General features: G+C 71.1%; 17 protein-coding genes. 12 read left to right on the forward strand and 5 right to left on the reverse strand.

Annotation, left to right across the window (positions count from 1 at the left end; genetic code table 11):
• Positions 1-89: 89 nt before the first annotated feature.
• The 4 genes from EFL95_RS17290 to EFL95_RS17300 all read left to right on the forward strand — a co-directional run bounded on the left by EFL95_RS17290 (position 90) and on the right by EFL95_RS17300 (position 3,996).
• A complete protein-coding gene (locus EFL95_RS17290) occupies positions 90-1,061 on the forward strand; it encodes an EamA family transporter (RefSeq protein WP_246005017.1) in 972 nt (323 codons plus the stop codon).
• Positions 1,062-1,191: 130 nt separating this feature from the next.
• Complete coding sequence (locus EFL95_RS17295) at positions 1,192-1,905, forward strand: hypothetical protein (protein ID WP_123235335.1); 714 nt, start codon at positions 1,192-1,194, stop codon at positions 1,903-1,905.
• 22 nt (positions 1,906-1,927) lie between these two features.
• Positions 1,928-2,530 carry a hypothetical protein gene (locus EFL95_RS19650; protein WP_183407240.1) on the forward strand — a complete coding sequence of 201 codons (603 nt, stop codon included), beginning with the start codon at positions 1,928-1,930 and terminating at the stop codon, positions 2,528-2,530.
• The gene (locus tag EFL95_RS17300; protein ID WP_183407241.1) at positions 2,527-3,996 is read left to right on the forward strand and encodes an ATP-binding response regulator; all 1,470 of its coding nucleotides are present in this window, start codon (positions 2,527-2,529) and stop codon (positions 3,994-3,996) included. The genes EFL95_RS19650 and EFL95_RS17300 overlap by 4 nt, the downstream gene beginning before the upstream one ends.
• Before the next feature lie 288 nt (positions 3,997-4,284).
• Here the strand turns inward: EFL95_RS17300 and hisC are convergent, their stop codons facing one another.
• A complete protein-coding gene (hisC, locus tag EFL95_RS17305; RefSeq protein WP_123235337.1) occupies positions 4,285-5,403 on the reverse strand; it encodes a histidinol-phosphate transaminase in 1,119 nt (372 codons plus the stop codon).
• 26 nt (positions 5,404-5,429) lie between these two features.
• On the opposite strand from hisC, the gene EFL95_RS17310 reads away from it, so the two are divergent.
• Positions 5,430-6,377 (forward strand): EamA family transporter, encoded by a 948-nt coding sequence (locus tag EFL95_RS17310; protein ID WP_123235338.1) that lies wholly within the window; start codon positions 5,430-5,432, stop codon positions 6,375-6,377.
• Here the strand turns inward: EFL95_RS17310 and EFL95_RS17315 are convergent.
• A complete protein-coding gene (locus EFL95_RS17315) occupies positions 6,374-7,255 on the reverse strand; it encodes a dimethylarginine dimethylaminohydrolase family protein (RefSeq protein ID WP_123235339.1) in 882 nt (293 codons plus the stop codon). The two genes, EFL95_RS17310 and EFL95_RS17315, sit on opposite strands and share 4 nt — an antisense overlap.
• 90 nt (positions 7,256-7,345) lie before the next feature.
• Here EFL95_RS17315 and EFL95_RS17320 point away from each other — a divergent pair, with 90 nt between their 5' ends.
• The 7 genes from EFL95_RS17320 to EFL95_RS17350 are packed head-to-tail and all read left to right on the forward strand — an operon-like array spanning position 7,346 to position 13,350.
• Positions 7,346-8,020, forward strand: a complete 675-nt coding sequence (locus tag EFL95_RS17320) for a GntR family transcriptional regulator (protein WP_123235340.1) — start codon at positions 7,346-7,348, stop codon at positions 8,018-8,020.
• Between the two features lie 9 nt (positions 8,021-8,029).
• Entirely contained in the window at positions 8,030-8,410 is a 381-nt protein-coding gene (locus EFL95_RS17325; RefSeq protein WP_123235341.1) for a phage holin family protein, read from the forward strand.
• Positions 8,407-8,901 (forward strand): low molecular weight protein-tyrosine-phosphatase, encoded by a 495-nt coding sequence (locus EFL95_RS17330; RefSeq protein ID WP_123235342.1) that lies wholly within the window; start codon positions 8,407-8,409, stop codon positions 8,899-8,901. Before EFL95_RS17325 ends, EFL95_RS17330 begins: the two co-directional genes overlap by 4 nt.
• Before the next feature lie 38 nt (positions 8,902-8,939).
• Complete coding sequence (locus EFL95_RS17335) at positions 8,940-9,800, forward strand: fructosamine kinase family protein (RefSeq protein WP_123235343.1); 861 nt, start codon at positions 8,940-8,942, stop codon at positions 9,798-9,800.
• 47 nt (positions 9,801-9,847) lie between these two features.
• On the forward strand, positions 9,848-10,555 hold the full coding sequence (locus EFL95_RS17340) for a response regulator transcription factor (RefSeq protein ID WP_281272236.1): 708 nt from the start codon (positions 9,848-9,850) through the stop codon (positions 10,553-10,555).
• On the forward strand, positions 10,552-11,967 hold the full coding sequence (locus EFL95_RS17345) for a sensor histidine kinase (protein ID WP_123235344.1): 1,416 nt from the start codon (positions 10,552-10,554) through the stop codon (positions 11,965-11,967). Before EFL95_RS17340 ends, EFL95_RS17345 begins: the two co-directional genes overlap by 4 nt.
• Positions 11,968-12,012: 45 nt before the next feature.
• Positions 12,013-13,350: a S1C family serine protease gene (locus EFL95_RS17350; protein ID WP_123235345.1), complete on the forward strand. Its 1,338-nt coding sequence runs from the start codon at positions 12,013-12,015 to the stop codon at positions 13,348-13,350.
• An 87-nt stretch (positions 13,351-13,437) separates the two neighbouring features.
• Here EFL95_RS17350 and EFL95_RS17355 read toward each other — a convergent pair whose 3' ends face one another.
• The 3 genes from EFL95_RS17355 to EFL95_RS17365 are packed head-to-tail and all read right to left on the reverse strand — an operon-like array spanning position 13,438 to position 17,093.
• Entirely contained in the window at positions 13,438-14,637 is a 1,200-nt protein-coding gene (locus EFL95_RS17355) for an anthranilate synthase component I family protein (protein ID WP_123235346.1), read from the reverse strand.
• Positions 14,634-15,191, reverse strand: coding sequence for an anthranilate synthase component II (locus EFL95_RS17360; protein ID WP_123235347.1), 558 nt, complete (start codon positions 15,189-15,191; stop codon positions 14,634-14,636). The genes EFL95_RS17355 and EFL95_RS17360 overlap by 4 nt, the downstream gene beginning before the upstream one ends.
• Positions 15,192-15,194: 3 nt before the next feature.
• On the reverse strand, positions 15,195-17,093 hold the full coding sequence (locus tag EFL95_RS17365; RefSeq protein ID WP_123235348.1) for a chorismate-binding protein: 1,899 nt from the start codon (positions 17,091-17,093) through the stop codon (positions 15,195-15,197).
• Positions 17,094-17,117: the final 24 nt, after the last annotated feature.

Raw genomic sequence — 17,117 nt, forward strand, 5'->3', positions numbered from 1 at the left:
CGTGAGTAACCTTCCGCGCCGCCTGCGGATGCTCCTGAGCAGCGCAAATCCGGATGCGTGCAGGGCCGGTTCTCAGACAGTGTGGGGCGGTGACGACGACCCGCGAACCGGCGCCGGTGATCCGTCCGGCCGCCGCCGCCGGGCTGGTCGCGATCGCGCTCGTCGTCGTCTACCTGGTCTGGGGTTCGACCTACCTGGCGATCCGCGTCGTGGTGAAGCAGGCGCCGCCGCTGACCGCCTCCGGAGCGCGTTACATCGTGGCTGCGGCGCTGCTCGGCCTGCTGCTGGCCACCCGGGGCGGCTTCGCCCGGTTGCGGGTGACCCGGCGCGAGCTGCTCGGCTGTGCGATCGTCGGCCTGTTCCTCCCGGTGCTGGGCAACGGCCTGGTCTCGGTCGGCGAGGACAAGGGCGCCCCCTCAGGAGTGACCGCGCTGCTGATCGCGCTGGCCCCGCTGATGATCACGATCTTCCGGTTCGCCTCCGGTGACCGGCCGCGACCGGTCGGCGTGCTCGGCGTTCTGCTCGGACTGGTCGGCCTCGGGTACCTGGTGATCGCGGGCCGGTCGGGCACCGCCAGCGAGCACGTCCCGCTCGGCGCTGCGCTGATCGTGCTGGTGGCCAGCAGCTTCTGGGCCTTCGGCTCCTGGGTCCAACCACGGTTGACGTTGCCGAAGGACGCGTTCGTGATGACCGTCCACGAGATGTGGACCGGCGGGGTGATCCTCGTGGTCGCCGGCCTGGCTCGCGGCGAGCGACCCCACCCGACCGAGTACTCCGCGCACGCCTGGCTGGCCTGGGGCTACCTGGTGGTGTTCGGCTCGATGGTCGCCTTCACGGCGTACGTGTGGCTGCTGGGGAACGCGCCGATCTCGCTGGTCGCGACCTACGCGTACGTGAACCCTGTGGTCGCGGTGATCCTCGGAGCGTTGATCCTCGACGAGCCGGTCACGCCGGCGATCGTCATCGGCGGCGCCATCATCGTGGTGGCCGTCGCCGTGGTGATCTCGGTCGAACGCGTCCGCAAACCGACCCCCAGAAATACGGAAACCGTCGGTTCCTGACCCATTTGCACCGGTTTCCCCTGTCCGAATGGACATTCTTTGATGTGATCCGTCTTCTTCGCCCCTTTCGGGCTTAGTCTCTGATTGGGCCACCACGCCGGGGGGATGTGGTGGGGGGAAGAGGGATCACGTGATCGCGTTGTCGATCGGTGCGACGTCCGTTGCGCACGGCATTCACTACGCCGTCCTCGGCGTCGGTCTGGCAGGTCTGCTCGCCCTGCTCGGTCCGCAGCTGGTCGGGGGGCGTCGCGGGACCTCGTTCCGCGACGAGCACTCGCTGCGGGTCCGGGCACTGTCCGAGCAGATCTCCGACGGCACGCTCGGCCTGCGCATCACCCCGGCCCCCTCCGTGACGCTGACCCGCGAGCCCGTCGATCTGGCCGGCGCCCGGTACCTGCCGCTGGCCGTCGTGAGCTCAGCAGCGGCGGCCGGGGTGCACGCCGCCGTCGGCCCGGAGCACTTCCGGGAGCAGGTCCTCTTCGGACTGTTCTTCGCCGGCTCCGCGCTCGCGCAGATCTGCTGGTCGGCGCTGATGGCGCTGCGGCCGTCGCGCGCACTGCTGGTGGCCGCGGTCATCGGCAACAGCGCGGTGCTGGTGCTCTGGCTGACGACCCGCACCGTCGGGCTGCCCGGACTCCTGCCCAACCCGGAGGCCGTCGGCCCCTGGGACCTCTGCTGCGGCGCGTGGGAGTTGATCGTGGTGATCACCTCCGCCCGTGCGCTGCGCACGCACGTCGACCTGCGCCTTCCGGCCTGGGCCGACTGGGAGCCGGTCGCCCGCTTCTGGGCGATCGGCTCGGTACTGGCACTGCTCGCGTTGACCCTGAGCGGGGCCGGCGCATGAACCTAGGTGAGGTGGACCCGCGATGGAGTCCTGGCAAGTCGGTCTGATCGGCAACGCGGTGATCATGCTCGCGTACCTGCTGATCACCCTCGCGATCGTCGTCCCGCTGGCACGCAGCCACCAGCTGCGCACCAACCCGCTCGGCGCCGCGACCGGCGCGATCTTCTTCACCTGCTCGGTCCACCACGGCGCACACGCCCTGCACATGCTGTTGCCCTCGCTCGGGTTCACCGACGCGCAGGGCCTGGCGATGCGGGAAGCGTGGGGCTGGCCCCTGGCCACCTGGGACGTGGTCGGCGCTCTGGTCGCGGTCTACTACTGGACCCTGCGGCGCAACTACTCCTCGCTGATGCACGGCGCCCAGCTGTTCGAGGACCTGCGCGCCCGCGAGCAGCAGGCGCTCGAGCTCAACGACACCGTCCTGCAGGGTCTGGTCGTCGCGAAGATGGCTCTCGACCTCAACCAGCCCGATCGTTCGCAGGAGGCGCTGACCTCCTCGATCTCGGCCGCGAGCCGGATCATCACCGACCTGCTCGGCAACAGCCAGGAGGGCATCGAGCTGGTCCGCAGCATGCCGGCCGAGATCGAGCGCGAGCCGCAGGACGACCAGAGCGAGGTCACGTGAGCGCCGAACCCGAGCCCAAGCCGCTCCGGGTCGTCATCGTCGACGACACCGCGGACCTGCGCGAGCTGCTCCGGCTCGCCCTGGTCCGGGGCGGCATGCGCGTGGTCGGCGAGGCCGGCGACGGGCGCGCCGGGATCGAGGCGGTCCGCATCGGCCGACCGGACGTCATCCTGCTCGACCTCTCGATGCCGGTGATGGACGGGCTGGAGGCGCTGCCGCACATCCGGGCCCTCGCACCGCACGCCCGCATCATCGTGCTCTCCGGCTTCGGGGCGACCCAGATGGCCGAGCGCGCCCTCGAGGTCGGCGCCGACGGCTACCTCCAGAAGGGCGCTTCGCTCGGCCGGATCCTCGACCACATCCGTGACATCGTCGAGGGGCGCTCGATCAATCCGGCTCCCCGGACCGGCAACCGCCCCGAGGGCTGGGACGAGCAGCAGCACGGCTTCGGCGCGGTCAACCACGTCCCCGGACAGCGCGACCCGATGCCCGAGGAACCGGCGCGGTGGGACGCCCTGGCCCTCGCGCCGTTCGGGATCATCGAGGTCAGCGCCGAGCGGCCGTACCGGATCGTGCGGCTGAATCCGGCCGCGCAGAAGCTCGTCGAGGTGCACCCGCTCTACCCGGGCACGCCGCTCCAGGACGTCGCGCCGGAGCTGGCCACGACGATCGCGGAGAACCGGTTGCGCGGCGACATCGAGTTCGAGGCGACGTCGGGCGCCGAGCCGGTCCAGGTGACGTTGCGGCACAGCGGGAGCTCGCTCGTCATCTACCTGCGCGCGATCACCGACGAGGTCGGCAAGCTGCGCAGCGCGATCGCGACCACGGCGCACGAGATCCGCGGACCGGTCGCGGTGCTCTGCGCCGTCGCCGAGACGTTGACCGATGCCGAGGAGGGCGACCTGGACGCCGCCCAGCAGGCCCGGTTGATGTCGTCGGTCGCCCGCCAGTCGCGGATGCTCGACTCGATCACCGCGGACCTGCTGACCGCCGCGCAGATCCAGCGCGGCACCCTCCGCGTCGAGCCGCACAACCTCGACCCGGTGGCGCTGATGGAGACCCTGGTCCAGGACCGCTACCCCGGCAGCGTGACCGTCGACGTCGCGGACTCGCGCCAGGTGATCGCCGACCCGCTCCGTCTCGAGCAGATGATCGGCAACCTGCTCAGCAACGCGCACAAGTACGGACGTCCGCCGATCGTGCTGCGGACCCGTCCGTGCGACAGCCACCCCGAGCAGCTGTGCATCGACGTCGAGGACGACGGGGTCGGCGTACCCGAGCAGTTCCGGGCGCAGCTGTTCCGCGAGTTCAGCCGGGCCAGCGGCACGGTCGCGGCCGGCACCGGACTCGGCCTGCACGTGGTCCGGACCCTCGCCGAGGCGCAGGGCGGTTCGGTCTCGTACGCCGACGCGCCCGGCGGCGGGTCGGTGTTCACGCTGACGCTGCCGGCCGTCACCCGTTCCTGACCACCGGCCACCGGGAAGGCACGGCGGCGCGTGCCCGGGGGTTCGGGAGCTCCTCGGGCACGCGCCTTCCGAAGCCGCCGCTGGCTCAGGTGGTGTCGGCGTCGCACCAGGGGGGGTTGGTACGGGTCGCCCGCGCCAGCGTTCTGGGGGTTGGCTCCGGCGTTGTGGGATCAATTCGACTCCGCGCGACCGGCCCCGGCAAGCAACGCGGCCGAAGGCCCAGCAGCGGGCTAGTCCGCGCACGGTCCCATCGGTAACACCGGTATCGGCCAATCGGTCGAAGCGGGATCAGGGGGTCGAATCCCCCGACCCGTGTCTTGACGGGTGCAGGGCCGCCGCCACCTTGAGGAGCACGTCGTTCGCGTCCGGCTCGCCGATCGAGACCCGCACGCCCTCGCCGGCGAACGGGCGCACCACGATGCCGGCCTCCTCGGCTGCGGCGACGAATTCAGCGGTCCGGTCGCCGAGCTCGAACCAGACGAAGTTGCCCTGGGCCTCGGGCACGGTCCACCCCGCATCGGCGAGGCCGGCGACCACCCGGTCACGCTCCGCGACGATCGAGGCGACGCGTTCGAAGAGCTCGACCTCGGCGTCCAGGCTCGCCACGGCTGCTGCCTGCGCCAGCGACGAGACCCCGAAGGGCAGCGAGCACGCCCGCACCGCTTCGGCGATCGGCGCGGGACCGACGAGGTACCCGACCCGCAGCCCGGCCAGACCGTAGGCCTTGGCGAAGGTCCGCATCACCACCACGTTGCCCCGGCTCGTGGCCAGGCCGACACCGTCGACCGGGTCGGCGCTCCGCACGAACTCCAGGTACGCCTCGTCGATGACCACCACGACGTCGCTGCGGACCGCCGCCAGGAACGCCTCCACCTCGCTCCGGGTCAGCGCCGGACCGGTCGGGTTGTTCGGGGTGCAGAGCAGCACCACCCGGGTGCGCTCGGTGACCGCGGCCGCCATCGCCGGCAGATCGTGCCGGCCGTCGGCGGTCAGCGGCACCTCGACGCCGGTGGCCCCCGCCACCGTGATCGCGATCGGGTACGCCTCGAACGAGCGCCAGGCGAGCACCACCTCGTCGCCGGGCTCGCAGAACGCCTGGAGCAGGTGGTAGAGGATCGCGACGCTCCCGGTGCCGACAGCGACCTGGTCGAGCTCGACCCCGAGCTTGGTGGCCAGTGCGGTGCGCAGCTCGACCGAGCCCATGTCGGGGTAGCGGTTCATCACCGCGCAGGCACGTGCGGCGGCCTCGAGCACGCCGGGGAGCGGCGGGTAGGGGTTCTCGTTCGACGACAGCTTGTAGGTGATCACGTCGTCGCGCGGCACCGGCGGCCGGCCCGGCACGTACGCCGGCATCGCGGTCACCTCGGCTCGCGGGGTGGGCAGGGACTGCGGCTCCGAGGTGCTCATCCGTTCACCTTACGTAGAGTGCACGGGTGCGTTCCCGCTCCTCGGCCCTCGGCGTCGGCCTGGTCGTCCTCGGAGCGTCCTGCTTCATCGTGAACGCGGGGGTCTCGCGGGTTGCGCTGCGCCACGGCGTCGACCCGTCGATGCTGACCACGATCCGGGTGACGATGACCTTCGCGGTGCTGCTGGTCGTCGCGGCGCTGTTCCGGCGCAGCGCGCTGCGTCCGCCGTCGGGGCGGTTGCTCGGCCTGGTCGTGGCGCACGGACTGATCGGCGTCGCGGCCCTGCAGTGGACCTACTTCGTCGCGATCGACCGGCTGCCGGTCGGGATGGCGCTGCTGCTGGAGTACCAGGCCCCGATCCTGGTCGCGCTGTGGGCGCGGTTCGTCCAGAAGGAGCAGGTGAGCTCGCGGCTGTGGTTCGGCCTGGTGCTCGCCGTGGTCGGCCTGGCAGCCGCGACCGAGGTCTGGAACGGCACCAAGTTCGACGGCCTCGGCGTGGTCGCCGGACTCGCGGCCGCGGTCTGCTTCGCCGGCTACTTCCTCATCGGCGAGGCGGGGGTCTCCCAGTACGACCCGCTGCGGATGATCCTGTGGTCGTTCCTGGTGGCCGCCGTCGCCCTCAACGCCGTCAACCCGCTGACCGGCTTCGACACCGGCCTGCTCGACGACCGGGTCTCGCTGCTCGGCCACCTCTCCGAGCACCGGGTGCCCCTCTGGCTGGTCCTCACCTGGGTGGTGGTGCTGGGCACGGTGGTGCCGTTCTTCGCCGAGCTGTTCGCGCTGTCCTTCGTCCGCGCCACCACGGTCACGGTGATCGCGATGATGGAGCCGATCGGCGTCTCCGCCCTCGGCTGGGCGTGGTTCGGGGAGTCGCTCGGAGTGGTCGCGGTGATCGGCTGCGTCGCCGTGGTGGCAGGCATCCTGCTCGCGCAGGCGGCACGTCTGGATCACGACGAACCGCCCCTCATCACCTAGCCGACCAGAACCTGGCCCCGACCGGTGACCAGGTCGCGACCGAGGGTGACGTCCAGCGGGTTGGTCAGGCAGCGGATCGCGCCGCCACCCTTGACGAACTCCGGCACCGGCACCACGACGACCTCGAAGCCCCAGGCCTCCAGGCGTGCCCGGACCCGGTCCGGGCAGGCCGGCATGATCACCGTGCTGCCGACGACGACCGAGTTCGCGCAGAACGTCATCGCCTCGGCCTCGCTGAGCACCAACGGCTCCGGCACGAGGTCGAGCAACCGCGACGCCGAGTTCTCGTCGAGCGCCGAGGGGCACACCAGTGCGCGCTCGGAGTCGAGCGGGCAGAAGGCGAGGTCCAGGTGGTACATCCCGGGGTGCACCGTGTGCAGGCCGTGCACGCGCACATCGAGGTCGATCGCCAGGTGCTTCAGCGCGAGCCGGTCGGTGCGCGGGCCGTAGCCGACGACCAGGTCGCCGCGCCAGGCGAAGGCGTCGCCGGCCTCGAAGTGCGCACCGACACCCTGGGCGCCGATCCGGCGGACCGTGGCGCCGTGCTCGCCGAACCAGGCCTCGGCCGTCTCGGTCTCCATCCGGCGCTGCGGGAAGCGCATGTGCGACAGCACGACCTCCGGACCAACGGGTCCCTCCAGCGCGAAGCCGAGGTTCATCGCGTAGACCATGTCCGGCGCGTCCGCGCGCTGCGGCAGCACCTCGACCTCGCCGCCGGCGGCGGTGATCGCGGCGGCGATCGCGTCCCACTCGGCGCGGGTGGCAGCCGGGTCCGGCTGGTCGGCCAGGTGCATGAACGGGTTGATCTCGTAGTCGACCCGGAAGTGGTCGGGGGCGACCATCAGGTACCGCTTCCCCCAGTCGAGCGTCTGTCCCATGCCACCCTCCCCAGATTGACTGATTGTCGGACAATCTCAGTGTGTGTCACGAACGCGCATTTCGCAAAATTTTGTCCGACAATCTTCGGGATGCCTGACTCCCCGTCGTTCGAGACGCTCAGCGTCGAACCGGTCAGCACCGTCGACCGGGTCGTCGAGGAGCTGCGCCGCGCCCTGTTCGAGGGCGACCTGGAGCCCGGGACTCCGCTGCGCGAGGTCGCGCTCGCAGGCTCGCTCGGCGTCTCCCGCTCGACCGTCCGCGAGGCGGTAGGGATGCTGGTCGCCGACGGGCTCGTCGACCGGATCCCGAACAAGGGCACCTCGGTGCACGCCCTCACCGCGGACGGCATCCGCGACATCTGCCGGGCCCGCCTGGTGCTGGAGACCGCCGGCGTGGACGGCTGGGCCGACGCGAGCGACGAGGCCCGCGACGTGGTCCGGGCAGCGAACGCCGCCTACGGCCGCCTGGTCCGCACGAAGGCCAGTGCGCAGGAGCTGACGGCCGCGCACCTCGAGATCCACCGGTCGCTCACCGCCTTGACCGGGTCGCCGAGGCTGATCGCGATGTCGGAAACCCTGTACGCCGAGATCCGGCTGGCCCTCGCCCACCTCGACCGGGCCCGCGGCAACACCCGGGAGCAGGCGCACGCGCACAGCGACCTGCTCGAGCTCCTCGAGGCCGGCCGGCTCACCGAGGCCCGCGCGAGCCTGGTCGAGCACCTCGCCGGCGCGGAGCGATCGCTGCTCGAGTCTGTCGACCCGTAGGCTCGCGCCATGAGGTTCGTGATCTGGCTCGCCATCAACGCTCTCGGCGTCGGTGCCGCCGTGTGGTTCTTCGACGACATCTCCCTGGCCGGTGCCGACACCCGCACCGACAAGGTCGTCACGCTGCTGATCGTCGGGCTCATCCTCGGCGTCATCAACTCGGTGGTCCGACCGGTGGTGAACCTGCTCTCGCTCCCGCTGATCGTGCTCAGCCTCGGCCTGATGCTGTTCGTCACCAACGCGCTGATGCTGCTGCTGACCAGCAAGGTGGCCGACACCTTCAACCTGCACTTCCACGTCGCCGGCGGGTTCTGGACCTACGTCTTCGGCAGCATCGTGATCTCGATCGCGTCGATGATCGCAGCGGCGATCCTGCCCGACCCGAAGTGAGGGTCGCGCTCGTCTGCCTCGGCAACATCTGTCGATCGCCCACGGCCGACGTGGTTCTGAACGCCAAGCTCGCCGATGCCGGCCTGGACGACGTCGTCGCCGAGAGCTGCGGGACCGGGACCTGGCACCTCGGCGAGGAGATGGACGCGCGCAGCGCTGCGGTGCTGACTGCTGCCGGCTACGACCCGAGTCGGCACCGCGCCCGGCACTTCGACGCCTCGTGGTTCGACCACGACCTGATCCTGACCATGGACCGGCACAACCACAGCGAGGTGCTGGCGCAGCTCCCGACCGACCGGCAGGACCGCGTGCTGATGTTCCGCACCTTCGACCCCGAGGTCGGAGCGGGCGCTGCGGTGCCCGACGTACCGGATCCCTGGTACGGCGGTCCGCAGGGTTTCGACACCGTCCTGGAGATCGTCGAGCGCACCTGCGACGGCATCGTCGCGCACCTCACCGGTCCAGACGGACCGGACGCCCGGCGCACCTGACCCTTTCCAGCATCAGGTGCGGAGGAACAGGATGGGGCATGGCCCGGATGCGCACCCTTGCGGAGCGGGCCGAGCACCTGCTCGGCTCCGCGGTGGTGTCGACCTCCCCGGTCGCCGGGGGTGACACCTGCACCTCGACGCGGCTGCGCCTGTCCGACGGACGCTCCGCGCTGATCAAGACCCGGTCGCACGCCCCGGACGGGTTCTTCGAGGCCGAGGCGCAGGCCCTGCGCTGGCTCGCCGAACCCGGAGTCGCCGAGGTGGTCGAGGTGCTCGGCGTCCAGGCCGACTGCCTGGTGCTCGCCTGGGTCGAGCCGTCCCGCCCGAACCCGGAGGCCGCGGCCGAGCTCGGACGGATGCTGGCCCGGCTGCACGCCAGCGGCGCCCCCGGCTTCGGTGCCGAGAACGACGGCTTCATCGGCGCCCTCCCGCTCCCCAACAAGCCGACGGAGACCTGGCCCGAGTTCTTCGCCGTACGTCGGGTGCTGCCCTACCTGCGCCTCGGGGTGGACCGCGGTCACATCGAGGCGCAGGACGCCGAGGCCGTGGAGAACGTGGTCCGGCGCATCGTCGACCTGGCCGGCCCCGCCGAACCCCCTGCCCGGATCCACGGCGACCTCTGGTCCGGCAACCTGGTGTGGAACGCCGACCGGTCCGCCGTCCTGGTCGACCCCGCCGCGCACGGCGGGCACCGCGAGACCGATCTGGCCATGCTCACCCTGTTCGGCCTTCCCCAGCTCGGCCGGGTCCTGGCGGCGTACGCCGAGGAGCACCCGCTGGCCGAGGGCTGGGAGCAGCGCCAGCCGCTGCACCAGCTGTTCCCGCTGCTGGTGCACGCCGCGATGTTCGGCGGCCGCTACGGAGCGCTCGCCGGCGACGCCGCGCGCAAGCTGCTCTGAGGCGGGCGTCTCAGCATGCATTCAGCCCCCGATGGCACTCTTGGACCGTGAGCTCCGAGACCAAGCAGCACATCCTCGTCGTCGACGACGACCGCGCCGTGCGTGAGTCGCTGCGCCGTTCCCTGGAGTTCAACGGCTACGCGGTGTCGCTGGCCGGCGACGGTGCCGAGGCACTCGCCGGGATCAGCACCATCAATCCGGACGCCGTGGTGATGGACGTGATGATGCCGCGGCTCGACGGGATCGAGACCACCCGCGCGCTGCGCTCGGTCGGCAACCACGTCCCGATCCTGGTGCTCACCGCCCGCGACGCCGTCGGTGACCGGGTCGAGGGTCTGGACGCCGGCGCCGACGACTACCTGACCAAGCCGTTCGCCCTGGACGAGCTGCTCGCCCGGCTGCGCGCGCTGCTGCGCCGGATCGGGCCGGGTCCGGACGAGGAGCACGACGAGCGCCTCGAGTTCGCCGACCTGAGCATGGACCTGGCCTCGCGCGAGGTGAAGCGCGGTGATCGCGCGATGACGCTGACCCGCACCGAGTTCAGCCTGCTGGAGCTGTTCATCCGCCGACCGCGGCGGGTGCTCGAGCGCTCCTTCATCCTCGAGGAGGTGTGGGGCTTCGACTTCCCGACCACCGCGAACAGCCTCGAGGTCTACGTCGGCTACCTGCGTCGCAAGACCGAGGCCGAGGGCGAGCCGCGCCTGCTGCACACCGTGCGCGGCGTCGGCTACGTGCTGCGGGAAGAGCCCACGTGAGCAGCCCGTGGGGCGGCTTGCACTACCGCCGCTCCCTGGCCAGCCGGGTCACCCTGCTGACCACGATCGCGGTCGGCTTCGCCGTCAGCGTGGTCGCCTTCGCGGCGTACGCGACGGTCCGGACCCAGGCCGTCGGATCGCTCGACGAGTCGCTGAAGACCCGCGCCAACCAGGTGGCCAGCACCAACAGCTTGAGCGCGCTGGTGCAGCAGCAGGTCCCCACCTGGGCCCTCGGTGCGGCGAACGTCAACATCGTCCTCATCAACGCCAACACCTCGCCGCTCTCGTACCTCTCCTTCAGCCCGGGCGGGAAGTCGGCCATCAACGTCGGCCAGCACGAGGTGGCGGTCGCGCGGGGTACCAAGACCGACTCCGCCCGCACCGTCTACTGGAACGGTCAGCGCTGGCGCATGGTCGCCGTCCAGGCCGGCGACGGCCAGGCGGTCGTCCTGGCCCAGTCGATGGAGTCGACCGACCGGCTGCTGGACCGGCTCGGTCTGGTGATGCTGCTCTTCGGCGTCGCGGGGATGATCACGGCCGGCCTCGCCGGGTGGGGCGTGGCCCGCAACGGCCTGCGCCCGGTGCGCCGGCTCACCTCCGCGGTGGAGGACATCGCCCGGACCCAGCGGCTCGACCCGATCCCGATCGAGGGCAGCGACGAGGTCGCCCGGTTGGCGCAGTCGTTCAACGAGATGCTGCGCGCCCTGTCCGCCTCCCAGCACCGGCAGCGCCAGCTGGTCGCGGACGCCGGCCACGAGCTGCGGACCCCGCTGACCTCGCTGCGCACCAACCTCGACCTGCTCGTCCAGGCCGACGCCAGCACGGGGTTGTCCCCCGAGAGCCGAGCCGAGCTCCTCGACGACGTCCGTGCCCAGATCGGCGAGATGACCACCCTCATCGGCGACCTCGTCGAGCTCGCCCGTGACGAGCCGGTCTCGCCCACCGTCGAACCGGTCGAGCTGACCGCGATCCTGGAGCAGGCCATCGCCCGCGTCCGGCGGCGAGCCGACATCGACTTCGACGTGCGCACCACCCCCTGGTGGGTGACCGGCGATGCCGACTCGCTCGAGCGCGCGATCACCAACCTGCTGGACAACGCCGCCAAGTGGAGCCCGGCGGGCGAGACCGTGATCGTGACCCTGAGCCAGGGCACGTTGATGGTCGCCGACCACGGGCCGGGGATCTCGGCCAAGGACCTGCCGCACGTCTTCGAGCGGTTCTACCGCTCCGCCGAGTCGCGCAGCATGCCCGGCTCGGGCCTCGGGCTCTCGATCGTCCGCTCGGTGGCCGAGCGGCACGGCGGCATCGTCCGAGCCGGCACCGGACCGGGCGGGGGCGCCGGGTTCTGGCTGAGCCTGCCCGGCCAGGCCGCTCCCCCGGAGGCGTCCCAGCAGGTCTTGGCACGCTCGTAGGCGCCTCAAAGAGAGTTCTCAGGAACGCTCGGCACCATCGAAGCCATGACCGACCAGAACACCCCGGAGAGCAACGAGAACGACCCGAGCGCGACCGCTGCCTCCGAGTTCCCCTGGTCCGTCACACCACCGCCCCCGGTTGCCTCCGACGAGGACACCGCGATCGGGTTCACCCAGCCGCTGCCGCTGTACCAACAGCCCGCCTCCTCCTCGACGCTTGCGACCGCACCCGCGCGTCGGACCGGAGGCATCACGGCGGCAGTTCTGGCCGGGGCGCTGCTCCTCGGAGGAGCAGCCGGGGTCGGTGGCGCCGCGTGGTACGACGCCTGGAAGGGCGACGACTCGACACCGACGGCGAGCGGCAACGAACCGGTGACCGCCTCCAACGCGGCGGCACCCTCGAGCGGCTCGGTCGAGAAGGTGGCGGCGACGGTGCTGCCCTCGGTGGTGAAGATCAACGTCTCGGGTAGCCAGGGCTCCGGGTCCGGATCGGGCATCGTGCTGTCCAAGGACGGCGACATCCTGACCAACAACCACGTGGTGTCCCTCGCCTCGGGCGGGGGCAGCATCACCGTCAGCTTCAACGACGGAACCACCGTGAAGGCCAGCGTCGTGGGCACCGACCCGGTCACCGACATGGCAGTCATCAAGGCCGCGGGCGCGAAGAACCTGACCCCGGCCACCATCGGACACTCCTCGGCCCTCAAGGTCGGCCAGTCCGTCGTCGCCGTCGGATCGCCGTACGGCCTGAACTCCACCGTCACCACCGGCATCGTCTCGGCGCTCAACCGGCCGGTCTCGGTGGCGACCGACGAGCAGCAGCAGCTCAACCCGTTCGGCCTCGGCCAGCAACAGCAGCAGACCCAGAACGACAGCACCACCTACCCGGCGATCCAGACCGACGCCGCCATCAACCCGGGCAACTCCGGCGGCCCACTGGTGAACATGGCCGGCCAGGTCGTCGGCGTGAACTCCTCGATCCGCACCGCCGACGGCACCACCAGCTCCGGCGGCTCGATCGGCCTCGGCTTCGCGATCCCGATCGACGAGGTGCTGCCGATCGTCCAGCAGATCATCAAGGGCGAGGACCCGACCCACGCGCGTCTCGCGATCACCGTCTCCGACGTCGCGGCGAACAAGCTCACCCAGGGCGCCGAGGTCCGCGAGGTCCAGGCCGACGGCGCCGCCGCGCAGGCCGGGCTCAAGTCCGGTGACGTGATCACCAAGGTCGACGACGACGTCGTCGACGGCTCCGAGTCGCTCATCGCAACGGTCCGCGGTCACCGCCCCGGCGACGAGGTCACGCTGACCTACGTCCGCGACGGCAAGACCGAGACGGTCAAGGCGACGCTCGGCTCGGACGCCAACACCCAACAGTCCTGACCCGGGAGGAAAGGTCTGGGCGGTCCGTCCCGTCCCCGCGCATGGGGCGGGCGGATCGCTCCGGACGGTCCTCCTAGCGGCTGCTCGTCAGAGCACGGCGCGCAGCCTTGCCGCCTTCCACAACGTCTCGGCCCACTCCTCGCCGACCTTGGACCGGACGGTGATGCCGCCGCCGGTCCCCAGCCACCACGGGCCCTCGCCCGAGCGGAACAGCGAACGGATCACCACGCCCAGATCGGCGCGACCGTCGCCGGAGATCCAGCCGAACGCCCCGGCATAGACACCACGCGGCTCGGCCTCGACCGCGTCGATGATCTGCATGGTCCGCAGCTTGGGAGCGCCGGTCATCGAGCCCGCCGGGAACAGCGCGCGCAACGCGTCGACCGTGCCGACCTCGGGACGCAACCGTCCGGTCACCGTGGTCACCAGCTGGTGCACGCTCGCGTAGGACTCGACCTCCATCAGCTGCGGCACCTCGACGCTGCCGGGCTCGCAGACCTGGGACAGGTCGTTGCGCAGCAGGTCGGTGATCATCAGGTTCTCGGCCCGGAACTTCGGGTCCTCGGCGAGCAGGTCGCGCAGCTCCGCGTCCTCGACCGCGTCCGCCCCGCGGCGGGTGGTGCCCTTGATCGGACGCGCCTCGAGCTGGCGGTGGCGGTCGACGGTGGCGAAGCGCTCGGGTGAGGCCGAGAGCAACCAGGTGTCACCGTGGCGCAGCACCCCGGCGTACGGGGCGGGGTTGGTGGACCGCAGGCTGGTGTAGATGTCGAGCGGGTCGCGCCCGGAGGCCTGCTGGTCGCGGTAGGTCAGGTTCACCTCGTAGGAGTGGCCGGCGCGCAGCTGCTCCTGCACCTGGCCGAACGCCTCGGCGTACCAGCCCGGTACGTCGACCTCGTCGGTCTCCACCTGGACCCCGACTGCCGTCGTCGGACCCTCGAGCACCTGGACGTCGCGGGCCCGCATCCAGATCGCGTCCGGCACACCCGGCATCGATCGGGCCGGCAGGTCCGGGCGCGCCGCGTACCCGAAGTAGCCGACCCAGTGCGTGCCGGCGTCGCCGTCGAGCCGGTCCTGGAGCGCGGCGAAGACGTCGGTGCCGACGACGCGACCGCTGGGAAGCTCGGTGACGGTTCCCGCCGTGCGGTCGTAGACCAGGGAGACGTCGTCGTCCTCGAGCCGACCCACGATCGAGCGGCTGCCGGACCAGGACTGCGAGCCCCCGCCGTCGAGCCAGAAGCAGCGCTCGTGCGTGCCGGCGATCCGGACGAACTCCTCGAGCGCGCTCATGCGAGCCCCAGGAAGTTCGCAACCAGCGGTGCGCCGTACTCGGTGAGGATCGACTCGGGGTGGAACTGCACCCCGTGCAGCGGCAGGGTCCGGTGGGTCACGCCCATGACCACGCCGTCCGCTGAGGCCGTGACCCGGAGCGCATCGGGCACGACGGTCGCGGCGAGCGAGTGGTAGCGGACCGCCTCGAAGCCCTGCGGAAGGCCGGCGAAGACCCCGGTGCCGTCGTGCGCGACCTGGGCGACCTCGCCGTGCGCGGGCGCGACCCGGTCGACCCAGCCTCCGAACATCGCGACCAACGCCTGCATCCCGAGGCAGACGCCGAGGACGGGGCGCCCGAGCTCGAAGACGTCGCGGCGCAACGAGAAGTCGCGGGCATCGGTCGGGTGACCGGGACCGGGCGAGAGCACCAGGTGGGTGTAGCGGTGCGCCCGGTCCAGGACGCGCGGCTCGTCGTGCTCGATGACGTCAGGCAGCTCGCCGGTCACGCCGGCGATCAGGTGCACCAGGTTCCAGGTGTAGGAGTCGTGGTGGTCGACCACGAGCACGCGCACGCCTCAGCCGACCAGGTCCAGCAGGAGTCGCTGCAGCAGCGCAACGCCGTTCTCGGTGAGGATCGACTCCGCGTGGAACTGCACGCCCCGGAAGTGCGGCCCGGCCACGAGGTGGATGTCGCCGGTGGCCGGGTCGGTCTCGACGCTGACACCGTCGGGCAGCACGTCGTTCGGGCCGAGCCGACCGACGAACGTGTTGTAGAAACCGACGGCCTCGTCCCGGCCGCCGATGGACACGGTCGACTGCGTCCCCTGGAAGACGATGTCCTTGAACGCCAACGGGATGCCGAGCTTTCCGCACAGCACCTGGTGGCCGAGGCAGACCGAGAGGAACGGCTTGCCGGAGGCGAGCAGCTCGTCGACCGCGCCCTGGAAGGTGCGGATCTTCGCGCTGCTGGTGTCCCGCGGGTCTCCCGGGCCGGGACCGACCACCGCCACGTCGAACGCGTCGAACCCACCGGCGACGAAGTCCTCGTGCCGGATCACCGACGGCTTCATGCCGAGCACGCTGAAGACGTGGCAGAGCATGTTCGCGAAGTCGTCCTCGCCGTGCAGGATGCCGACGGTCTTGCCGGTCAGCACCGGAGCGGGCGCAGCGCCGGACTGGTCGGTCAGCCAGAACTTGGAGAGCCGCTGGTTGCGCGAGTTCAGCGCGATCAGCACGTCCTCGTCGTGCGCGAGGTCCTCGATCTGCGACGGCTCCCCGGTCGCGGCCGGCACGAGCCCGAAGGCGGACAGGATGCCGCCGGCCTTGGCCGCGGTCTCGGCGACCTCGGAGTGCGGGTCGGAGTCACGGACCAGCGTCGCGCCAGCGGTGACCTTGAGCGCGCCGGTGGCCGACACGTCCGCGGTACGGATCAGGATCGGAGAGTCGGCGGTCTGCGCACCGGTCTCGTCGCGCCCGATCAGCGCCAGCGCTCCGGCGTAGTAGCCGCGTCCTTCGGCCTCGTACTGCTTGATGAGCTTGCAGGCGTTCTCGACCGGCGCACCGGTGACGGTCGCGGCGAACATCGAGTCGCGCAGCACGTCGCGGACGTCCGAGCGGGTCCGACCGGCCAGCAGGTACTCGGTGTGCACGAGGTGGGTCATCGGCTTGAGGAACGGGCCGAGCACCTGGCCACCCTCGTGGCAGATGTCGCACATCATCTTCAGCTCTTCGTCGACGACCATGAAGAGCTCGTAGATCTCCTTCTCGTCGGCGAGGAAGTCGAGCAGCTTCGCCTTGCGCTCGCTCGGCTCGAGACCGCGCAGCCGGAAGGTGCCGGAGATCGGGTTCATCCGGACGTCGCCGCCGTGCACGCTCACGTGCCGCTCGGGTGACGCGCCGATCAGGAACCGCTCCCCGGTCCAGAAGCAGTAGGTCCAGTAGGCGCCGCGCTCGTTCTCGAGCAGTCGGCGCAGCACCGTCAGGGCCTTGTCCTGGCCCCAGTCCGCGAGCTGCGCGCGGTAGTGGCGGCCGATGACGAGGTTGGCGCCCTCGCCGTTGCCGATCTCGTCGTCGATGATGCGCCGGACCGTGCCGGCGTACTCCTCGTCGGAGGTCTCGAAGCCGCCGCGGTCGGTGAACGCGACCTCCACGTCGGGGAGCGCGGCGACCAGCTCGGCGAGCGGGACCTCGATCTCGGTGCGGATGTCGACGACCGTGAGCGGGGTGCCGTCGTCGTGCACGTCGAACCCGCGCTCGGCGACCTGGCGGAACGGAACCGCGACCAGGGTGTCGAACCGGCGGCCTGCCTCGGGAAGGCCGTCCCCGACCGGGATGTCTGCCAGGCGCTCGGTCGCGACCAGCGGACCTCCGACGAGCGTCACCGTGTCGCTGTCACGCAACCGGATGACCGCCCACGCCTGCTCGCCCGTCACCTGCGCAAGGGCATCGGCGGCAGTGAGCTGGCTGGCGTGCATGGCATGACGCTACCAACGCCCGAA

Origin of the sequence: Nocardioides marmorisolisilvae, from assembly GCF_003725775.1 — a bacterium.
GTDB classification, from domain to species: domain Bacteria; phylum Actinomycetota; class Actinomycetes; order Propionibacteriales; family Nocardioidaceae; genus Marmoricola; species Marmoricola marmorisolisilvae.